A 15584-nucleotide genomic window follows, 5' to 3' on the forward strand; every position below is an offset into this window, starting at 1 on the left:
CCTGAGCCGATGAACCGGCCAGGCGGCGGAACCCTAGACACTCGCCAGCGATCCTACCTCCCGCGCGGCCCTGGTGAGCAGGTGCTTGACGGCCGGGTTGCGCGAGTAGGGCTTCAGGCTCTGGCGCATGGTCCGCAGGGCCGAGGTCGCGCGGCCCGACCGCAGGTGGGGGTAGTCGTCGATGAACGCGTCCCAGGTCGTCACGGCCCGTTCGAGGTGCCCCTGGCCGAGGTGGAGCTCGGCCAGGCGGGCCAGCGTGATCGCGCGCGGCCGCCGCTCGGTGACCGGGCGGTGCCGTACGGACGCGGTGAGATCGGTGATCGCCCCGCGGCGGTCGCCGAGCAGGGCGCGCACGGCCGCCTGCTGGTGTGCCAGGGCCGCGGGGTGGTAACCGCCGATCAGCAGGTCGGTTCCGGAACCGGCCTGGTCGAGGAGGCGTTCCGCCTGCCTGAGCGTCGACAGGGCCTGGTCCTTCGAACCGTCGGCTGCCGACGCGACCGCCATCTGGCCCAGCAGGAAGGCCTGGCGGACCGGTTCCGCCCGCTTCTGGTCGGTGCTGATCGCGGCCTCGGCCAGGTGCACCGCCTGGCGGTGGTGCCCGAGCGCCCTCGCCTGGACCGACATGGCGCGCAGGACGACGGCGTACGCGCGGCGGTCACCCGCTTCTGCCGTGAGTTCCAGGGCCGCCCGGTAGTACGCCTGGGCCTGGCCGTGCTGCTCGTCGTCGAAGCACATGAAGCCGCAGAGGTACATCAGCTGGGCGGCCGCCGACTGCCCGCGCCGCCGCAGCGCGAAGGGGGCGCGCAGGCGCAGGCGTGGCAGGAGGTCCTGGGAGAGGTAGGCCGCCAGGGCATGCCGGGCGTGCCCGCCGCCGAAGGCCAGGTCGGCGGCCGAGAACACCTCGGCCATGCGCTCCGCCGCTGTCAGGTGGTCGCGGCTCAACCGGCCCGGGGAATCGGGAACGAGCTCGGAATCCGGTTCATGGGCGACGGCCTGGTTCCAGCTCGGCACCGCGAGCAGGGAAAGGCTGTACACCGCGCTGGTCAGCACCTGGCGGCGCCCCGCCCCGTCCTCGGGCTCGGGCCTCCGGTCCGCCAGCCCGAGGTCGTCGAGGCTGATCGGCCTGCCGAGCTCGCGGGACAGGACCTCGGCGATGAGCTCGGGGACGGGCGATCGCGGCCGGCGTCCCGCCAGCCAGTGCCAGACCGATCTCCGGTCGAGGGCCAGGGTGCGGCCCGACTCCCCGGCCACGCGATTGACCCGCTTGGCCAGCTGGTCCTCGGTCCACTGCACCTCGGTCAGCAGCAGGCGCAGCGCCCTGTTCGGTGTCCGCGGTCGGGTCATGGAAAGGGCCCGCTCAGGTGACGTGGTCAGAAGCTTCTTTCTGACAGATCGGTCAAGTGCTGTCAAGGGAGCGACATCTCCAAAAGCGCGACAGGCCCGCCGCTCCCCGCTCTTGGCCCGTCCCGCGCGCTCACCGCTACTGGGAGGCATGGACACGACAGCGTGGATGTTCCCGGGACCCAGCGGGCACGTCGCCGGGTCGCTCAGCGCCTTCGTCCGGCCGGGTTCGGCGCGGATGGCGCTGCTCGAAGAGGTCGACGAGGTCTCCGAGCGGCACGGCTGGGGCCCGGTGTCCCCCCTGCTCATGGAGGACGCCGACGGCGCCGAGCAGCACGCGGGCCACCTGTGGCTGGGGTTCTTCGCCACCTCCCTGATCCTCGCCGACGTGCTCGCCGAGCGCGGCACCTCCAGGGACGTGCTGGTCGGCCACAGCGGCGGCGAGGTCAGCGCGCTGGTGGTCGCCGGATCGCTGACGGCCGGGGACGCGGCGCATGTGCTGTGCGAGCGGACCAAGGCGGTGGACGGCAGCGGGCTGCCGCCGTGCGGCATGGTCGCGATCGAGGCGCCAGCGGCCCGGGTGGCCGGGTTGTGCGCGGCCGTCGGCGACCCCAGCCTCGCGATCGCCGTGGACAACGGCCCGGCGCAGGTCGTGGTCTCGGGCCTGACGGACGGCATCGGGAAGCTCGAGGACATCGCCTCGGTCCTGGAGATCAAGACCACCCGTCTGCGTTTCGAGGCGGCGTACCACAACCCGATACTCGGGGGCGCGGCGCTCAGGCTCGTCCAGCGGATCGAGCACGTTCCCGTCAGGGCGCCGCTGGCCCGGGTCCACTCGCCGCAGCTGGGACGCGACATCGCCTCAGCCGACGACGCGCGGGAGCTGCTCGCCGGAACGCTGGTCCTGCCGGTACGGTTCCGCGAGTCCCTGCGAAGGCTCTACGACGAGGGCGTGCGCACCTTCGTCGAGTGCGGCGGCAAGCAGGTGCTGAGCGGCCTGGTTCCCGAGTGCCTGCCCTCGCGCGCGGTCACCGTGCCGATGCTGACCGGCAAGGTGCAGGCCCGGATGCTCGCCGCGGCGCTCCCCGGGGTCACGACCGTCCAGGCTCCTCCGGTCGCCGACGGGCTGCCGCCGGAGGCCGAGCTGCGCGACCGCGTCCGGCTGGCGTACGCCGAGGCGCTGCGCTTTCCCGCCGAGATGGTCGAGGACGACACCGAGCTCGAAGCCGACCTGGGGGTCAGCTCGCTGCAGCGGACCAACGTGTTCGTCCAGCTCCTCGACCTGTTCGACCTGCCGACGCCGCGCGAGCGCATACCGGCGGGGCGGGTCAGGACGGTGGCCGACATGGCCGGGCTCCTGCGCGAGCTGGCGGCAGCGCGGTGAACCAGCCGGTGGCGCCCGTCGCGGTGGTCGGGTACGGCCTGGCCGTACCGGGAGCCTCCTCCCCCGCCGAGCTGTGGTCGGTCCTGCAGGAGGACGTCCCGCGATTCGCGCTCCCCGAGCGGTTCGACATCGAGGTGATGCACGTCCCCGGCGAGGACGTCCCGGACCGGGTGCGCTCGCGCGAGGGCGGCTTCATCCGGGGCTTCCGCCCGCACCCGCGGGTGGCCGCCGAGCTCGCCGCCGGCCGGTGGCAGCCGAGCGACACCGAGACGACGTGGCTGCGCCACAGCCTGCTCCAGGCGATGGAGGGCTGCGCTCCACCGCGGCGTCCGGCGTGCTACGTGGGCGCGTGGACGGGCGGGTCGATGGCCATCGACGACGGCCTCCTCTGCGCGTCCGTGGCGCGCGAGCTCGCCGCGCTCCTGTCCGCCGACGAGCAGTCCGCCAGGACCCAGGAGAAACGCCTGCGCACCCTGCTCGAGGAGCGCTTCCGGTGCGCTCCCGCCGACCTGCGGCACGTCCTGCCGCACGAGATCGTGCGCCGCGCGTTCGCCGGCCTCCTTCCCGCCGGCGCCGACTGGCTGACGCTGGGCGCGGCCTGCGCGTCGTCGCTGTCGGCCATCGACCTCGGGATCCAGTCCCTGTACGAGGGGACGTGCGAGGTCGCGTTCTGCGGCGGCGTCAACGCGGTCGGCCGGTCGATGACGCTGACCGCCGACAAGTTCCACGGCGTGTCACCGTCGGCGGACGTGCGGGCGTTCGACGCGGCGGCCGACGGGACCGTGTTCTCCGACGGCGCGGCGGTGCTCGCGCTCAAGCTGCCCGAGCGGGCGGCCACCGACGGCGACCGGGTGCTTGGCCTGCTCACCCGGCCCGGCCTTTCCGTGGACGGCAAGGGCCGCTCGATCGCCGCCCCCAACCCGGGCGGCCACCGGATGGCGCTGCGCCGGGGCTGGCGGGACGGGGGCGTCGGCCGGGTCGACTGGGTGATCGCGCACGGTACCGGCACGGCTGCGGGCGACGCGGCCGAGATCGAGGTGCTCGCCGAGGCGGCCGGGAGCAGCGACCTGGTCTGCACCAGCAACAAGCCGATCGTCGGCCACACCGGCTGGGTCTCGGGAACGGTCTCGGTGATCCACGCCCTGCTCGCCCTGGAGCACGAGACGATCCCCGCCGCGCGCCGGTTCGCCGTCCCGGCGCCCGCTCTCGCCGAGACCCGGCTGGTCCTTCCGCCGCGTGACGTGCCGTGGCCGTCCGGCCAGGGGCCGCGTACGGCGGGCGTCTCCAGCCTCGGCCTCGGCGGGGTCAACGGGCACGTCGTCGTCCACGACGTTCTCACGGACGACGCTGAGCCACCGGCCGCCGACGACGATCCGATGGTCCTCGTGGGCTGGAGCGCCAGAGTGCCTGGCGAGGGTGACGAGGAAGCCGTGGCGCGGTGGCTGCGCACCGGCGACGGCCCGCCGCCCGCCCGCTTCGGCGAGCACTACCAGGGGCCGCCGATCCAGGTGTCGCGGATCTCCCCGACCGTCACCGACGTGCTGGACCGGGGCCAGCAGCTCGCCCTTGACGTGACCGGGCGCCTCGTCGCCAGGCACGGAGAGCTGTGGGCCGACCTGCGCGACACGACCGGGGTGATCGGCGCGCAGTCCGGCGTGCCGAGGGCGCTCCACGACACGATCGTCCGGTCGGCCGCGGCGGAACTGGAGGCCCTCTTCCCCGAGGGCGGTGACCGGCGCGCCCTGTCGGACTACCTGGACCGGGTCAGGGCCCGGCAGAAGGTCACCGACGTCAGCTTCGTCGGCACCGCCCCCAGCCTCGCGGTGAACTGGATCACCAACCGCTGGGACCTGCACGGCACGGCGCTGACCATCGACAAGGGCGCGGACTCGGCGGGGATGGCCCTGCGCACCGCCCGGCGCTACCTCGCGGACCGGCGCCTGGACCTGGCCCTCGTGCTGGCCCTCAACGCGAACGCCGAGCAGGAGGCCTCCTGGTGCACCGGCCGCGAGGGCCTGGCCGAGGGCGCCTTCCTTCTGGCCCTGACCCGCAGATCCTTCGCGGAGGGGCGCGGCTGGCCGTACACGGAACTGCCAGAGGACCCGGCGCCCGCCACCGCCGGTCACGACTACTACGGCGCCCAAGGCGTCGTCGACCTGTTGCGCGCGACGCTGAACGGCGGGGCCGTGACGGACGGGGTCCAGCGCTGGGCGACGGCGCTGCGGCGCACCGAGCCCCCAGCGGGCACCGGGCCGGTGGCGCTGCCGCGAGGCTGCGTGGTCCTCGCCGGGTCGGCGAGCCTGGCACAGGAGCTGGCCGCGGCGTCGCGCGCGGCAGGGGCGCTGCTGCTGACCGGGCCGGACGGCCTGGACCTGATCGGCGGCGACCGCACGCACCTGCGCGTCGTGACCCGGACGGCGGGCGCGCTCTGGCCCGAGGAGGCGCCCGAGCACAGCCGCCTGCTCGAGCTCGCCCTGCAGTGCGTGCAGCGCATGGACGGCAGGCTGGAGAGCGCGGTCGCCCTGGTCCTCGACCCTCAGGAGGCGTGCCTGCCCCATCCCGAGTCGGCGCTGTTCACCGGCTTCTTCCGGAGCCTGGCGCTCGAGCAGCCGGGCGGGGACGTCTTCGCGCTGGTGACCGACGCCGGCCCGATCGAGGGGCTGGAGCAGCTTGGAACGGTCGTGGACCGGCCGCCGGTCGTCTACTTTCGGCAGGGCGCGCGCTACACCGAGGAGCTCTGCCCCATGCCGCTGCCCGCTGCGGAGTCCGTCGAACTGGGCGAGAATCCGGTGATCGTGGCGGTCGGCGGCGGCCGAGGGATCACGAACACCGTGCTGCGCGCCCTCGCCCGGCAGGTCAGGCCTTCGATCTGGGTGCTGGGCAGGACCAACCCGGCCGACGTGCCGCCGGAGATCCTGGGCGCTCCCGACGCCGACCACGACGCGGCGCGCAGGGACTTCCTCCTGGCCCGCCGTACCAGTGGACGCCCGGCCGATCTGGCCAGGGCCTTCGAACGGCACTGGCAGGCGAGACAGCTCATCCGCGACCTCGACGACTTGCGTGAACACTGCGCACACGTCGAATACCTGGCCTGCGACGTCACAGACAGGTCCGCGGTCAACGCCGCGGTCGACGCGGTCGGCCGTCCGGTGGACCTGCTCATCCACGCGGCGCGCTTCCAGGAGACCGCGACGGCGGCCGGCAAGACCCTGGCGGGCTTCCGCACCTGCCTGGACACGAAGGTCAAGGCGTACCGCAACCTGCGCGCGGCCTTCGCCGGCCGCCGGCCCAGGATCTGGATCAACTTCGGCTCCGCCGTCTCGGCTCTGGGGCTGCCCGGCGAGACCGACTACACGGCCGCCAACGAGTTCCTCGCGGCGGCGGCCCGGCACGAGAGCCGCCTGTCCGGCCACCGCGAGCTCACCCTCGGCTGGGGGTTGTGGGAGGAGAGCGGTTCGGCGTCCGGCGACCAGATCAGGGAGATGCTGACCGCGCAGGGCTTCGCCGGCGGGGTCTCGGACTCCGAAGGCGTGGCGCTCTTCCTCGCCGACCTGGCGGCGGGCCGTACAGCGGAACCGGCACCGGTGTTCGTCACCTCGGCCCAGGCCGGGAGCCGGTCGGACGGACCCGGCCCCCTCGGGGAGCCGGAGCCGGACGGGCAGTGGCGGCTGGTCCTGGACCCCTCCCGTGACCGCTACCTGGCCGAGCACCTGGTGGACGGGCGGCCCGCGCTGCCCGGCGCCGTCATGGTCGCGCTCGCGGCTGAGGCCGCGCTGCGTGTGAGCCCGGATGCCCGCGTGAAGGAGGTGTGTGACGTCTCCTTCGAGGAGTTCGTCTGGATCGGCCACGGGAAGTACCGGATCAGGGCGGAGTCCGTCGCCGCTTCCGAGGTGGCGGTCGAGTTCCTGTCCGACGTCGTCAACGAGCGGACGGGCGAGGTGGTGCGCCACGACCGGAGGCACGCGCGGATGGTCGTGAAGCTCGGCGATCCCGGGCCGCCGCCCGCGTTCGCCGCTGGAACAGGCTCGATGCCCTACACGGTGGACGACCCGTACTGCCGGCCCGGCGCGGACATCCAGCTGACCGGAGCCTTCAGGAACGTCTTCGACATCGCCTGGGGAAGGGAGGCCGCCCAGGCGCGGTGGCGTCCGATACCCGCCGACGGCCGCACGCGGGTGCCTGCCTTCCTGCTCGACGCCCTGTTCCGGCTGAGCGTCCTGCCCGACGTCATCGAGCTCAAGGCGCCGGTACGGATCAGCCGGATCCGGCTGTACGACCCCGGCTCGGACGGCGAGGTGGCCGCCCGCTGCCCGTCCGGAGCGGTGCTGCGCCGCGACTTCGCCGGGAACGTCTACACGGCCGCCGAGCCGGGCGGGCGCGTGCTGCTCACCGTGGAAGGGCTGGAGACCGCCGGCTACGGCCGCCCGCTGAAGCCCCGCGACCTGCCCTGTTACGAGTGGCATCACGCGGTGATGTTCGGCGAGACCAGCGCGGTCGGCATCGTCTACTACGCCGAGCTCCTGAACTGGATCGGGCACTGCAGGGAGCAATGGGCCTTCGAGACCTTCCCCGTGTACATGCGCGGGCTGATGACCGGACGGGCGCTCATGGTCACCGACGAGATCAGCCTCAAGTACCTCGGGGAGATGTGGGCCAACGACCGGATCACGATCCGCATGAGGGTCCCGTGGGTGCGCATGCACCACATGTACGGGACGTTCACCATCCACCGGCACACCCCCGGCGGCGAGCAGCTCGTCGCCAAGGGCTGGCAGACCTGGGCGAACTGCACCCCAGGCGGGGAGGGCGAGATCGAGCCCGCCCCCTGGCAGCAGGAGGTCCTCTCGGGGCTCACGGCCATGGGAACCGACATCTCCCGCGCCTGGGCGGAAGGGAACGAGACCATGCCCTCCGACGCCTTCGCATCCGCCCGCCGGGAGGAGTGATGGAGATCCTCGGGCGGCTCGGCCCGATGGTGACCGACGCCGGTCACCCCGGCGGCGCCGTCTGCTTCAGGGTCTTCGAGCGCCTGTTCACGGAGCGCGGCCACTCCGATGACTTCATCCACCCGGTGGCCGGTCCGTGGCGGCTCAACGGACCCTGCCCCTCGGGGACCGTCGCGGCTGAAGCGCTGGGCGTGCGATGGGGGTGAACGCGGAGCGGCTCCTGCGCGGTGTGCGCGAGTACGCCGCGCACGAACTGATGACGGAACACGAGGCCGCTGAGCCGCCGACGAGGTCCCAGCTGGCCTTCCACGAACGCGGGCTCGCCAACTGGTGGCTGCCCGAGGAGTACGGCGGGCTCGGCGTCGGGCTGCGCGACAGCGTCGACGCCGTCTCCGAGCTGGCCTACGCCGACGCGGGATCGGCCTTCACCCTCTTCGTCTCGATCCTGGGCAGCACCCTGGTCTCGCTGTACGGAAGCGACGAGCTCAAGGATCGGACGCTGCGCAAGGTCGGGGCGTCCGGCGGCTTCTCCGCGACGCTCGGCAGCGAACTCGCGGCCGGCAGCGACCTGACGTCCATGACCACCACCGCGGCGCGCGGGACGGGCGGGCTCGTGATCGACGGGGAGAAGTCGTTCGCGACCAACGCCGGTTTCGCCGAGTTCCTCGTGGTCATCGCCGTCTCGGCGGACAACCCCCTCGAACATCTGGCGATCGTCGTCCCCAGGGGCACGCCCGGAGTACGGATCGTGCGGCGCTGGCAGACCCTCGGGATGCCGGCCGCGGGCACCTACCAGGTCACCTTCGAAGGATGCCGGGTGCCGGAGGCCAACGCGCTCAGGGGGCCGGGCCTCGTCCTGCTGGAGGTGGGGCTCAACACGACCAGGACCCTGATCGCGGCCTGCGGCGTGGGGATCGCGCGCCGCATCCGCGACCTGTCCCTGGCCTACGCCAGGGACAAGCGGGTGTACGGCGAGAGCCTGCTGGCCAACGCCGTCTTCGCGGCGAAGCTCGGCCAGATGGAGATGGACATCGAGGTGATGCGCAACCAGTGCCTGGCAGCGGGCGCCGAGTTCGACGCGCTGGCGGCGGATCCCGACGGGGCGGCCGAGCTGCTGAGCCGCGGCGCGCTGCGCTCTGCGGTCACCGCGAAGGTGTGCTGCGGGAGGCTGGGCTGGCGGATCGCCACGATCGGGTCGGAGATGTTCGGTGGCCTCGGCTACACCGACCGGTCGCCGATCGGGCGGCTGCTCCGCGACATGCGTTTCGTCTCGATCCTCGAGGGCGGCGACGACGTGCTCCGGGAGCTGGTCTACCGGCGCTTCGTCATCCCGGCCCGTCGACGGCTGTGACCGCGCCGCCGGGTCTCAGCTCACGGTGAGCAGGCCGCGGGCGTGGGCGATGGCGGCGGGGGTGTCGGGGAAGATCAGGCCGTCGCGGCGCAGGTGCTCGGCGACGCCCAGAGCGCCCAGCACCTGGTCGTGCGTGGGCTTGATGCCCGACAGCAGCACGGTGATGCCGCGCCGCTCCAGCCTGGTGATGGCGTCCCCGAGCACCTGCGCGCCGGTGGCGTCGATGGTGGTGACCCGCGACATGCGCAGGATCACCACGCGCACGTCGGCGACCTCGGACAGCTCCAGCAGGAACCGGTGCGCCGCGGCGAAGAACAGCGGCCCGTCGAAGCGGAAGGCCACGATGTGCTCGGCCAGCAGCAGCCGCTCCTCCTGGCTGTGGTCGTCGGTCTCCAGCGGGACCTGTTCGAGGCGGACCGTGCGGGCCACCGTACGCAGCGCCAGCACGACGGCCACGCCGATGCCGACCGCGACAGCGGTGACCAGGTCCAGGGCGACCGTGACGGCGAACGTCAGCGCCATCACCAGCGCGTCGGAGCGGGTGGAGCGGGCGATCGCGAGCAGCGAGCCGACCTCGACCATGCGGACCGTGGTGGCCAGCAGCACCCCGGCCAGGGCAGCCAGCGGGATCCGCCCGACCAGCCCGGAGGCGGCCAGCACGATCCCGGCGAGCACCACGGCGTGGGTGAGGGCCGCCAGCCGGGAGCGGGCGCCGGAGCGCACGTTGACCGCGGTCCTGGCGATCGCGGCGGTGGCGGGCACGCCGCCGAACAGCGGCACCACGAGGTTGGCCACGCCCTGCCCGAACAGCTCCCGGTCGGGGTCGTGCTTCTCGCTCACGCTCATCGCGTCGGCGACCGAGGCGCACAGCAGGCTCTCCAGCGCGGCCAGCGCCGCCACCGCCAGAGCCGACGGCAGCAGCCCCGCCAGCGCCCCGACCTCCAGGAAGCCCAGCGAGGGGGCGGGCAGGGTGGACGGCAGCGTCCCGATGCGCGCGGTGTCCAGGGCGGCAAGCTCGGCGACCGCCGTCGCCACGACCACACCGATCAGCGAGAACGGCACGCCGGGCCGCCACCGGGCGCCGGCCAGCATCAGCGCCGCCACACCCAGCGCCATCAGCACCGGCACGGGGTCGGGATCCCGCGCGTAGGCGGCCAGCGCGTTCAGGGCGACCTGCCACACCCGCTCGCCGCCGGCGCCGGTGACGCCGAGCGCCGCGGGAAACTGCTGCAGGGCGATCACCACGGCGATGCCCGCGGTGAACCCCTCGATGACCGGGGTGGGCATGAACGTGGCGAACCGCCCGACCCTGGCCACGGCCAGCACGATGAGCACGAACCCGGCGAGCAGCCCGACCATCAGCACGCCGCGCACGCCGTACTGGTGCATGATCGGCACCAGGACCACGGTCATCGCCCCGGTCGGCCCGGACACCTGCAGGTTGCTGCCGCCGAACACCGCGGCCAGCACCCCGGCCACGACCGCGGTGACCAGCCCGGCCTGGGCGCCCAAGCCGGAACTCGCCCCGAAGGCAAGCGCCAGGGGCAGCGCCACGATGGCCACAGTCACCCCGGCCAGCAGGTCGCGGCGGGACGCGGGCGCCCAGTCCGACGTGCGCGGCAACAACTGCGGCAGCCGCGTCAACGCCTTACTCACTCGCACTCCCCGCGTCCCGGCCTACACCTCTGCACCTCATCATGTTGCAAATTGCATAATTCTTCAAATGATGATGTGTATGGTGCCGAGGCGTCCTGCTTACGTCAGCGGGGGAAGGTGACCCACTGGCCGTTCACGAAGACCTGGTAGCCCTTCTGCCGCCCGTCGAAGAAGTAGTCGCAGTCGCTGGTGGTGCTCCAGGCGCGGTAGTCGCCCGAGCCGTTCTCCTCCCCGCCGTACCTCCAGTTCGTCCCCCCTCCCCCGTCGCACACGATGTAGGCGCGGAACGGCAGGCGGCACGGGTTCCTGTCCATGTGGGCCTGCGCGTAGCGCTGGCGGTTGAAGGGGTTGCTCGGGTCTCCATGCCAGTAGTAGGAGGCCGTACCGGACACCGCGCAGGGGTTGTCGGCACGCGCGGCGGTCGTGGTCATCACCATCCCGGCTGACGAGCCCGCGGCGAGTGCGACGGCGGCCACGAGACCGCCGGTGATCGTACGAAGCTTCATGCCCATCCTCGTTCGGTTATTGGGGGAAGGTGACCCACTGGCCGGCGGCGTACACCTGGTAGCCCTTCTGCCGCCCCCAGTAGCCGTCGGGGCAGTCCTGGGTGGTGCTCCAGGCGTTCGGATGGTCGCCGGAGACCCTGCCCTCCGGGCCGTACCGCCAATTGGTGCCCCTCCCGTTGTCACAGACGATGTAGGCCCGGTAGTCGCGGCCGCAGGGGTTCCTGTCGATGTGCGCCTGGGCGTAGACGGTGACCCGATCGGAGTTGGGGATGGGGTGGTAGTAGTAGGAGGCCGTGCCGGCCACGGCGCACGGGTTGTCGGCATGCGCGGGCGCGGCGGTAACCGCCAGGGCGATCGGGGCACTGGCCATGAGCGCAGTAGCCGAAACCGCATACCTCGCAAGATCGCGTAGTTTCACGCCCGCCACACTCTCCAAGCCCAGCCTGAAGATCAACGATTCGGGCGACGCCGAATCGGCAGGGCGACAAGAGCGCGGCGCGGCCGTCGCGCCTGGGGGTCGAGGGCCGCCACTCACGTCGAGACCCGCCTCGCGGGGCAGCCTCAAAAGGACCTGAGCCACAGCCGACAGTGCCTGCTGTACGGTGGCCCGCCAGGGGTCAGGTCTCGCGGGCGTAGCGATTGCGGACGTGGGCCGCGAGGGTCTCGTCCGCGTGGTCGAGCCCGTACGCCCACACGTGCTCGGCGTCCTCGGGCCGCCCCCTCAACGGCAGCGTACGGGCCAGCAGCTCGATGGCCAGCGCCACCGTCTCAGCGTCCTGCCCCTCCTCCACCGCCCCGGCGAACTCCGCGCACGCCAGCTCCAGATGCGCGATCCCCAGCTGCACCCGCAGACGCGCGGCAGAAACCCCCTCAGCGACCTCCAGCGCCACGACCAGAGCGTCGGCCGCCTCCCCCGGGTGCCCGAGCTCCAGCAGCAGCTCCGCGAGCTGCTGCGCCGCCTCAGGCGCCAGCGCCGGATCGCCCGTGTCGATGACCGCGCGCAGCTCCTGCGCCGCCTCCTCCAGCTCGTCCACGCGCAGCGCCAGCCGCGCCAGCGCCAGGTGCGCCAGCGGCTGGTAGGCGTCGGTGCCGAGCCCGATGACGGCCTGCCAAGCGCCGCGCGCCTGCTCGTCCTTGTCCTCGCGCTCGAACCCCTGCGCCAGGTGGCACGCCGCCTGGGCTGCGAACTCCGGGTGCCCGGTGGCCAGCGCGGTGCGCGCCGCGGCGCGGGCGCCGTCGACGTCGCCGCTCTCCTCCAGCACCACCGCCAGCCCCACGGCCGCCTGCGCCCGGTCAGGGGCGTCCGGATCGGCGGCCAGCTCGGCCAGGATCGCGGCCGCTGCGCCGAGGTCGCCACTCTCCGCCAGGCGCCTGGCGGTGTCGAGCGGGGAGGTGTCGAGGTCTGAGGGCGACAAGAAGGCTCCTTCAAAGGCGATCGCCCCGAGCCTAACGACTCGGGGCGATCACGTCTCCCAACATGCCGGTAACCGCATCGAGCGGTCAGTCCTCGTAGGCCTCCAGCGGCGGGCAGGAGCACACCAGGTTGCGGTCGCCGTACGCCTGGTCGATGCGGCGCACCGGCGAGAAGTACTTGCCGTCGCGCAGCCCGTGCACCGGGTAGGCGGCCTCGGTGCGCGAGTAGGGGTGCGTCCACTCGTCGGCCACCAGCGACTCGGCCGTGTGCGGGGCGTTGCGCAGCGGGTTGTCCACCTTGTCGTAGGACCCGTCGCCGACCTTGGTGATCTCCGCGCGGATGGCCACCATGGCCTCGACGAAGCGGTCGAGCTCGGCGAGGTCCTCGCTCTCGGTCGGCTCGATCATGAGCGTCCCCGCGACGGGGAAGGACATGGTCGGCGCGTGGAAGCCGTAGTCGATGAGGCGCTTGGCCACGTCGTCCACGGTCACGCCGGTCTCCTTGGTGATCTGGCGCAGGTCGACGATGCACTCGTGCGCCACCAGCCCGCCGCGCCCGGTGTAGAGCACCGGGTAGTGCGGGGCGAGCCTGCGCGCCAGGTAGTTGGCCGACAGGATCGCCTGCTCGGTGGCCGCCTTGAGCCCGTCGCCGCCCATCATCCTGACGTACGCCCAGGAGATCGGGAGGATCCCGGCCGAGCCGTACGGCGCTGCCGAGACGGGACCCACCGGAGAGCCGTTGTGCAGCGGGTGGCCGGGCAGGAACTCCGCCAGGTGCGCGCGGACGGCCACCGGGCCGACGCCGGGACCGCCGCCGCCGTGCGGGATGCAGAACGTCTTGTGCAGGTTGAGGTGCGACACGTCGGCACCGAACTCGCCCGGCTTCGCGAGCCCGACCAGGGCGTTGAGGTTGGCGCCGTCGACGTAGACCTGGCCGCCCGCCTCGTGCACCTTGGCGCAGATCTCGGTGATGGTCTCCTCGTAGACGCCGTGCGTCGACGGGTAGGTCACCATGATCGCGGCCAGCGAGTCGCGGTGCTTGTCGATCTTGGCGTCGAGGTCGGCGAGGTCGACGTTGCCGTCGTCGTCGCAGGCCACCACGACCACGCGCATCCCGGCCATGACGGCGCTGGCGGCGTTGGTGCCGTGCGCCGAGGACGGGATCAGGCAGACGGTGCGCTCGGCGTGGCCGTTGGCCTCGTGGTAGGCGGCGATGGCCAGCAGCCCGGCGAACTCGCCCTGCGAGCCGGCGTTCGGCTGGATGGAGACCGCGTCGTAGCCGGTCACCTCGGCCAGCCAGCCCTCCAGCGTCTCGACGAGCTCCACGTATCCGGCGGCCTGCTCGATCGGCGCGAAGGGGTGGATCGCGGCGAACTCGGGCCAGGTGATGGGCTCCATCTCCGTGGTCGCGTTGAGCTTCATCGTGCACGAGCCGAGCGGGATCATCGAGCGGTCGAGCGCGATGTCCTTGTCCTGCAGCCTGCGCAGGTAGCGCAGCATGGAGGTCTCGGAGCGGTGGGTGTGGAAGACGGGGTGGGTCAGGTAGTCGGTCTCGCGCTCCAGCCCGGACGGCAGCGCCGTCACGTCCTCGCGGGTCACGAACGTGTCGAGCTCGTCGCGGCCGACGACCTCGCGCCCCAGCGCCGAGCCGAACGCGCCGAGAACGCGCGCCACGTCGCCCGTGGTCGTCTTCTCGTCGCAGGCGACGGTGACCCGGTCGTCGTCGACCTGCCACAGGTTGATCCCGAGCGCCGCTGCCTCGGCGACGACCTGGGCGGCCTTGCCTGGCACGGAGGCGGTCACCGTGTCGAAGAAGTGCTCGGTGACCGGGATGCCGCTGGAGGACAGGCCGAGGGCCAGGACGGCCGCGCGTGCGTGGGTGCGCTGGGCGATGCGGCGCAGCCCCTCGGGCCCGTGGTAGACGGCGTACATGCCGGCGATGACGGCCAGCAGCACCTGCGCGGTGCAGATGTTGCTCGTGGCCTTCTCGCGGCGGATGTGCTGCTCGCGCGTCTGCAGGGCCAGCCGGTAGGCCGGGTCGCCGTCGGCGTCGACGGACACGCCGACCAGGCGGCCGGGCATCTGCCGCTGCAGGCCCTCCTTGACCGCCATGAAGGCGGCGTGCGGGCCGCCGAACCCGAACGGCACGCCGAACCGCTGCGAGGTGCCGATCGCGATGTCGGCGCCGAGCGAACCCGGCGAGGCGATGACGGTCAGCGCCAGGAGGTCGGCGGCCGCCACGACCACGGCGCCCGCCTCGTGGGCGCGGGCGGCCAGCGGCGAGAAGTCGAAGACGCGGCCGGAGGCGCCGGGGTACTGCACCAGCACACCGAAACACTCGGGCAGGTCCTTGGCCAGGTCGGCGAAGACCAGCGAGATGCCCAGCGGCTTGGCCCGGGTGGCCAGCACGGCCTTGGTCTGCGGCAGCGCGTCGTTGTCGACGACGAAGACGTCGGACTTCACCTTGGAGGAGCGGCGCGCCAGCGTCATCGCCTCGGCCGCGGCCGTACTCTCGTCCAGCAGGGAGGCCCCGGCGACGTCGAGACCCGTCAGGTCGGAGATCACGGTCTGGAAGTTGAGCAGCGCCTCGAGGCGGCCCTGCGAGATCTCCGGCTGGTAGGGCGTGTAGGCGGTGTACCAGCCCGGGTTCTCCAGCAGGTTGCGCCTGATCACCGCGGGGGTGATCGTGTCGTAGTAGCCCAGGCCGATCATCGAGGTCATGACCTTGTTGCGGTCGGCCAGGGCGCGCAGCTCGGCGATCGCCTCGACCTCGCTGGCCGCCGGCGGCAGCTTCAGCTGGTCCTTGGCTCTGATCGCCTCCGGGACGGCCACGGCCACCAGATCGGCGACGGACTCGAAACCCACCGCCTCCAGCATGCGCTGCTGCTCGTCATCGGAAGGGCCGATATGACGCGTCGCGAAAGACGGGGATGACAGGTCGCTCATAAGGGAAGCCTCCTGAGGCTGTGGAGACCGACGCCGAGGCG

At 72.6% G+C, this 15584-nt stretch carries 10 protein-coding genes; 4 read left to right on the plus strand and 6 right to left on the minus strand.

Features of this window, described 5'->3' with window-relative positions:
- Positions 1–33: 33 nt before the first annotated feature.
- Positions 34–1344, minus strand: coding sequence for a hypothetical protein (locus ACIBG8_RS10040; protein ID WP_397342279.1), 1311 nt, complete (start codon positions 1342–1344; stop codon positions 34–36).
- Positions 1345–1492: 148 nt separating this feature from the next.
- Between ACIBG8_RS10040 and ACIBG8_RS10045 the strand changes: the two genes are divergently transcribed.
- The 4 genes from ACIBG8_RS10045 to ACIBG8_RS10060 are packed head-to-tail and all read left to right on the plus strand — an operon-like array spanning position 1493 to position 9022.
- Entirely contained in the window at positions 1493–2725 is a 1233-nt protein-coding gene (locus ACIBG8_RS10045) for an acyltransferase domain-containing protein (RefSeq protein ID WP_397342280.1), read from the plus strand.
- Positions 2722–7671 (plus strand): beta-ketoacyl synthase N-terminal-like domain-containing protein, encoded by a 4950-nt coding sequence (locus ACIBG8_RS10050; RefSeq protein ID WP_397342281.1) that lies wholly within the window; start codon positions 2722–2724, stop codon positions 7669–7671. Before ACIBG8_RS10045 ends, ACIBG8_RS10050 begins: the two co-directional genes overlap by 4 nt.
- A complete protein-coding gene (locus ACIBG8_RS10055) occupies positions 7671–7877 on the plus strand; it encodes a hypothetical protein (RefSeq protein WP_397342282.1) in 207 nt (68 codons plus the stop codon). The genes ACIBG8_RS10050 and ACIBG8_RS10055 overlap by 1 nt, the downstream gene beginning before the upstream one ends.
- Positions 7868–9022: an acyl-CoA dehydrogenase family protein gene (locus ACIBG8_RS10060; RefSeq protein WP_397342283.1), complete on the plus strand. Its 1155-nt coding sequence runs from the start codon at positions 7868–7870 to the stop codon at positions 9020–9022. The genes ACIBG8_RS10055 and ACIBG8_RS10060 overlap by 10 nt, the downstream gene beginning before the upstream one ends.
- Positions 9023–9037: 15 nt before the next feature.
- Here the strand turns inward: ACIBG8_RS10060 and ACIBG8_RS10065 are convergent, their stop codons facing one another.
- The 5 genes from ACIBG8_RS10065 to gcvP form a co-directional block, all read right to left on the minus strand.
- Positions 9038–10678 carry a SulP family inorganic anion transporter gene (locus ACIBG8_RS10065; protein WP_397342284.1) on the minus strand — a complete coding sequence of 547 codons (1641 nt, stop codon included), beginning with the start codon at positions 10676–10678 and terminating at the stop codon, positions 9038–9040.
- 104 nt (positions 10679–10782) lie between these two features.
- Positions 10783–11184: a hypothetical protein gene (locus tag ACIBG8_RS10070; RefSeq protein WP_397342285.1), complete on the minus strand. Its 402-nt coding sequence runs from the start codon at positions 11182–11184 to the stop codon at positions 10783–10785.
- 16 nt (positions 11185–11200) lie between these two features.
- Complete coding sequence (locus ACIBG8_RS10075) at positions 11201–11554, minus strand: hypothetical protein (protein ID WP_397342286.1); 354 nt, start codon at positions 11552–11554, stop codon at positions 11201–11203.
- 247 nt (positions 11555–11801) lie between these two features.
- On the minus strand, positions 11802–12599 hold the full coding sequence (locus ACIBG8_RS10080; RefSeq protein WP_397342287.1) for a tetratricopeptide repeat protein: 798 nt from the start codon (positions 12597–12599) through the stop codon (positions 11802–11804).
- Between the two features lie 85 nt (positions 12600–12684).
- The gene (gene gcvP, locus ACIBG8_RS10085) at positions 12685–15543 is read right to left on the minus strand and encodes an aminomethyl-transferring glycine dehydrogenase (RefSeq protein WP_397342288.1); all 2859 of its coding nucleotides are present in this window, start codon (positions 15541–15543) and stop codon (positions 12685–12687) included.
- Between the last annotated feature and the right edge of the window lie 41 nt (positions 15544–15584).

This window comes from Nonomuraea sp. NPDC050556, assembly GCF_044457355.1.
In the GTDB taxonomy this organism is placed as follows: domain Bacteria; phylum Actinomycetota; class Actinomycetes; order Streptosporangiales; family Streptosporangiaceae; genus Nonomuraea.

What these genes read in the sequence shown, in the direction of transcription:
- ACIBG8_RS10060 (WP_397342283.1), top strand. Translation starts at nt 7,868, where the DNA reads ATGGGGGTGAACGCGGAGCGGCTCCTGCGCGGTGTGCGCGAGTACGCC.
- gcvP (WP_397342288.1), bottom strand. Translation starts at nt 15,543, where the DNA reads ATGAGCGACCTGTCATCCCCGTCTTTCGCGACGCGTCATATCGGCCCT.
- ACIBG8_RS10040 (WP_397342279.1), bottom strand. Translation starts at nt 1,344, where the DNA reads ATGACCCGACCGCGGACACCGAACAGGGCGCTGCGCCTGCTGCTGACC.
- ACIBG8_RS10055 (WP_397342282.1), top strand. Translation starts at nt 7,671, where the DNA reads ATGGAGATCCTCGGGCGGCTCGGCCCGATGGTGACCGACGCCGGTCAC.
- ACIBG8_RS10075 (WP_397342286.1), bottom strand. Translation starts at nt 11,554, where the DNA reads ATGGCCAGTGCCCCGATCGCCCTGGCGGTTACCGCCGCGCCCGCGCAT.
- ACIBG8_RS10045 (WP_397342280.1), top strand. Translation starts at nt 1,493, where the DNA reads ATGGACACGACAGCGTGGATGTTCCCGGGACCCAGCGGGCACGTCGCC.
- ACIBG8_RS10070 (WP_397342285.1), bottom strand. Translation starts at nt 11,184, where the DNA reads ATGAAGCTTCGTACGATCACCGGCGGTCTCGTGGCCGCCGTCGCACTC.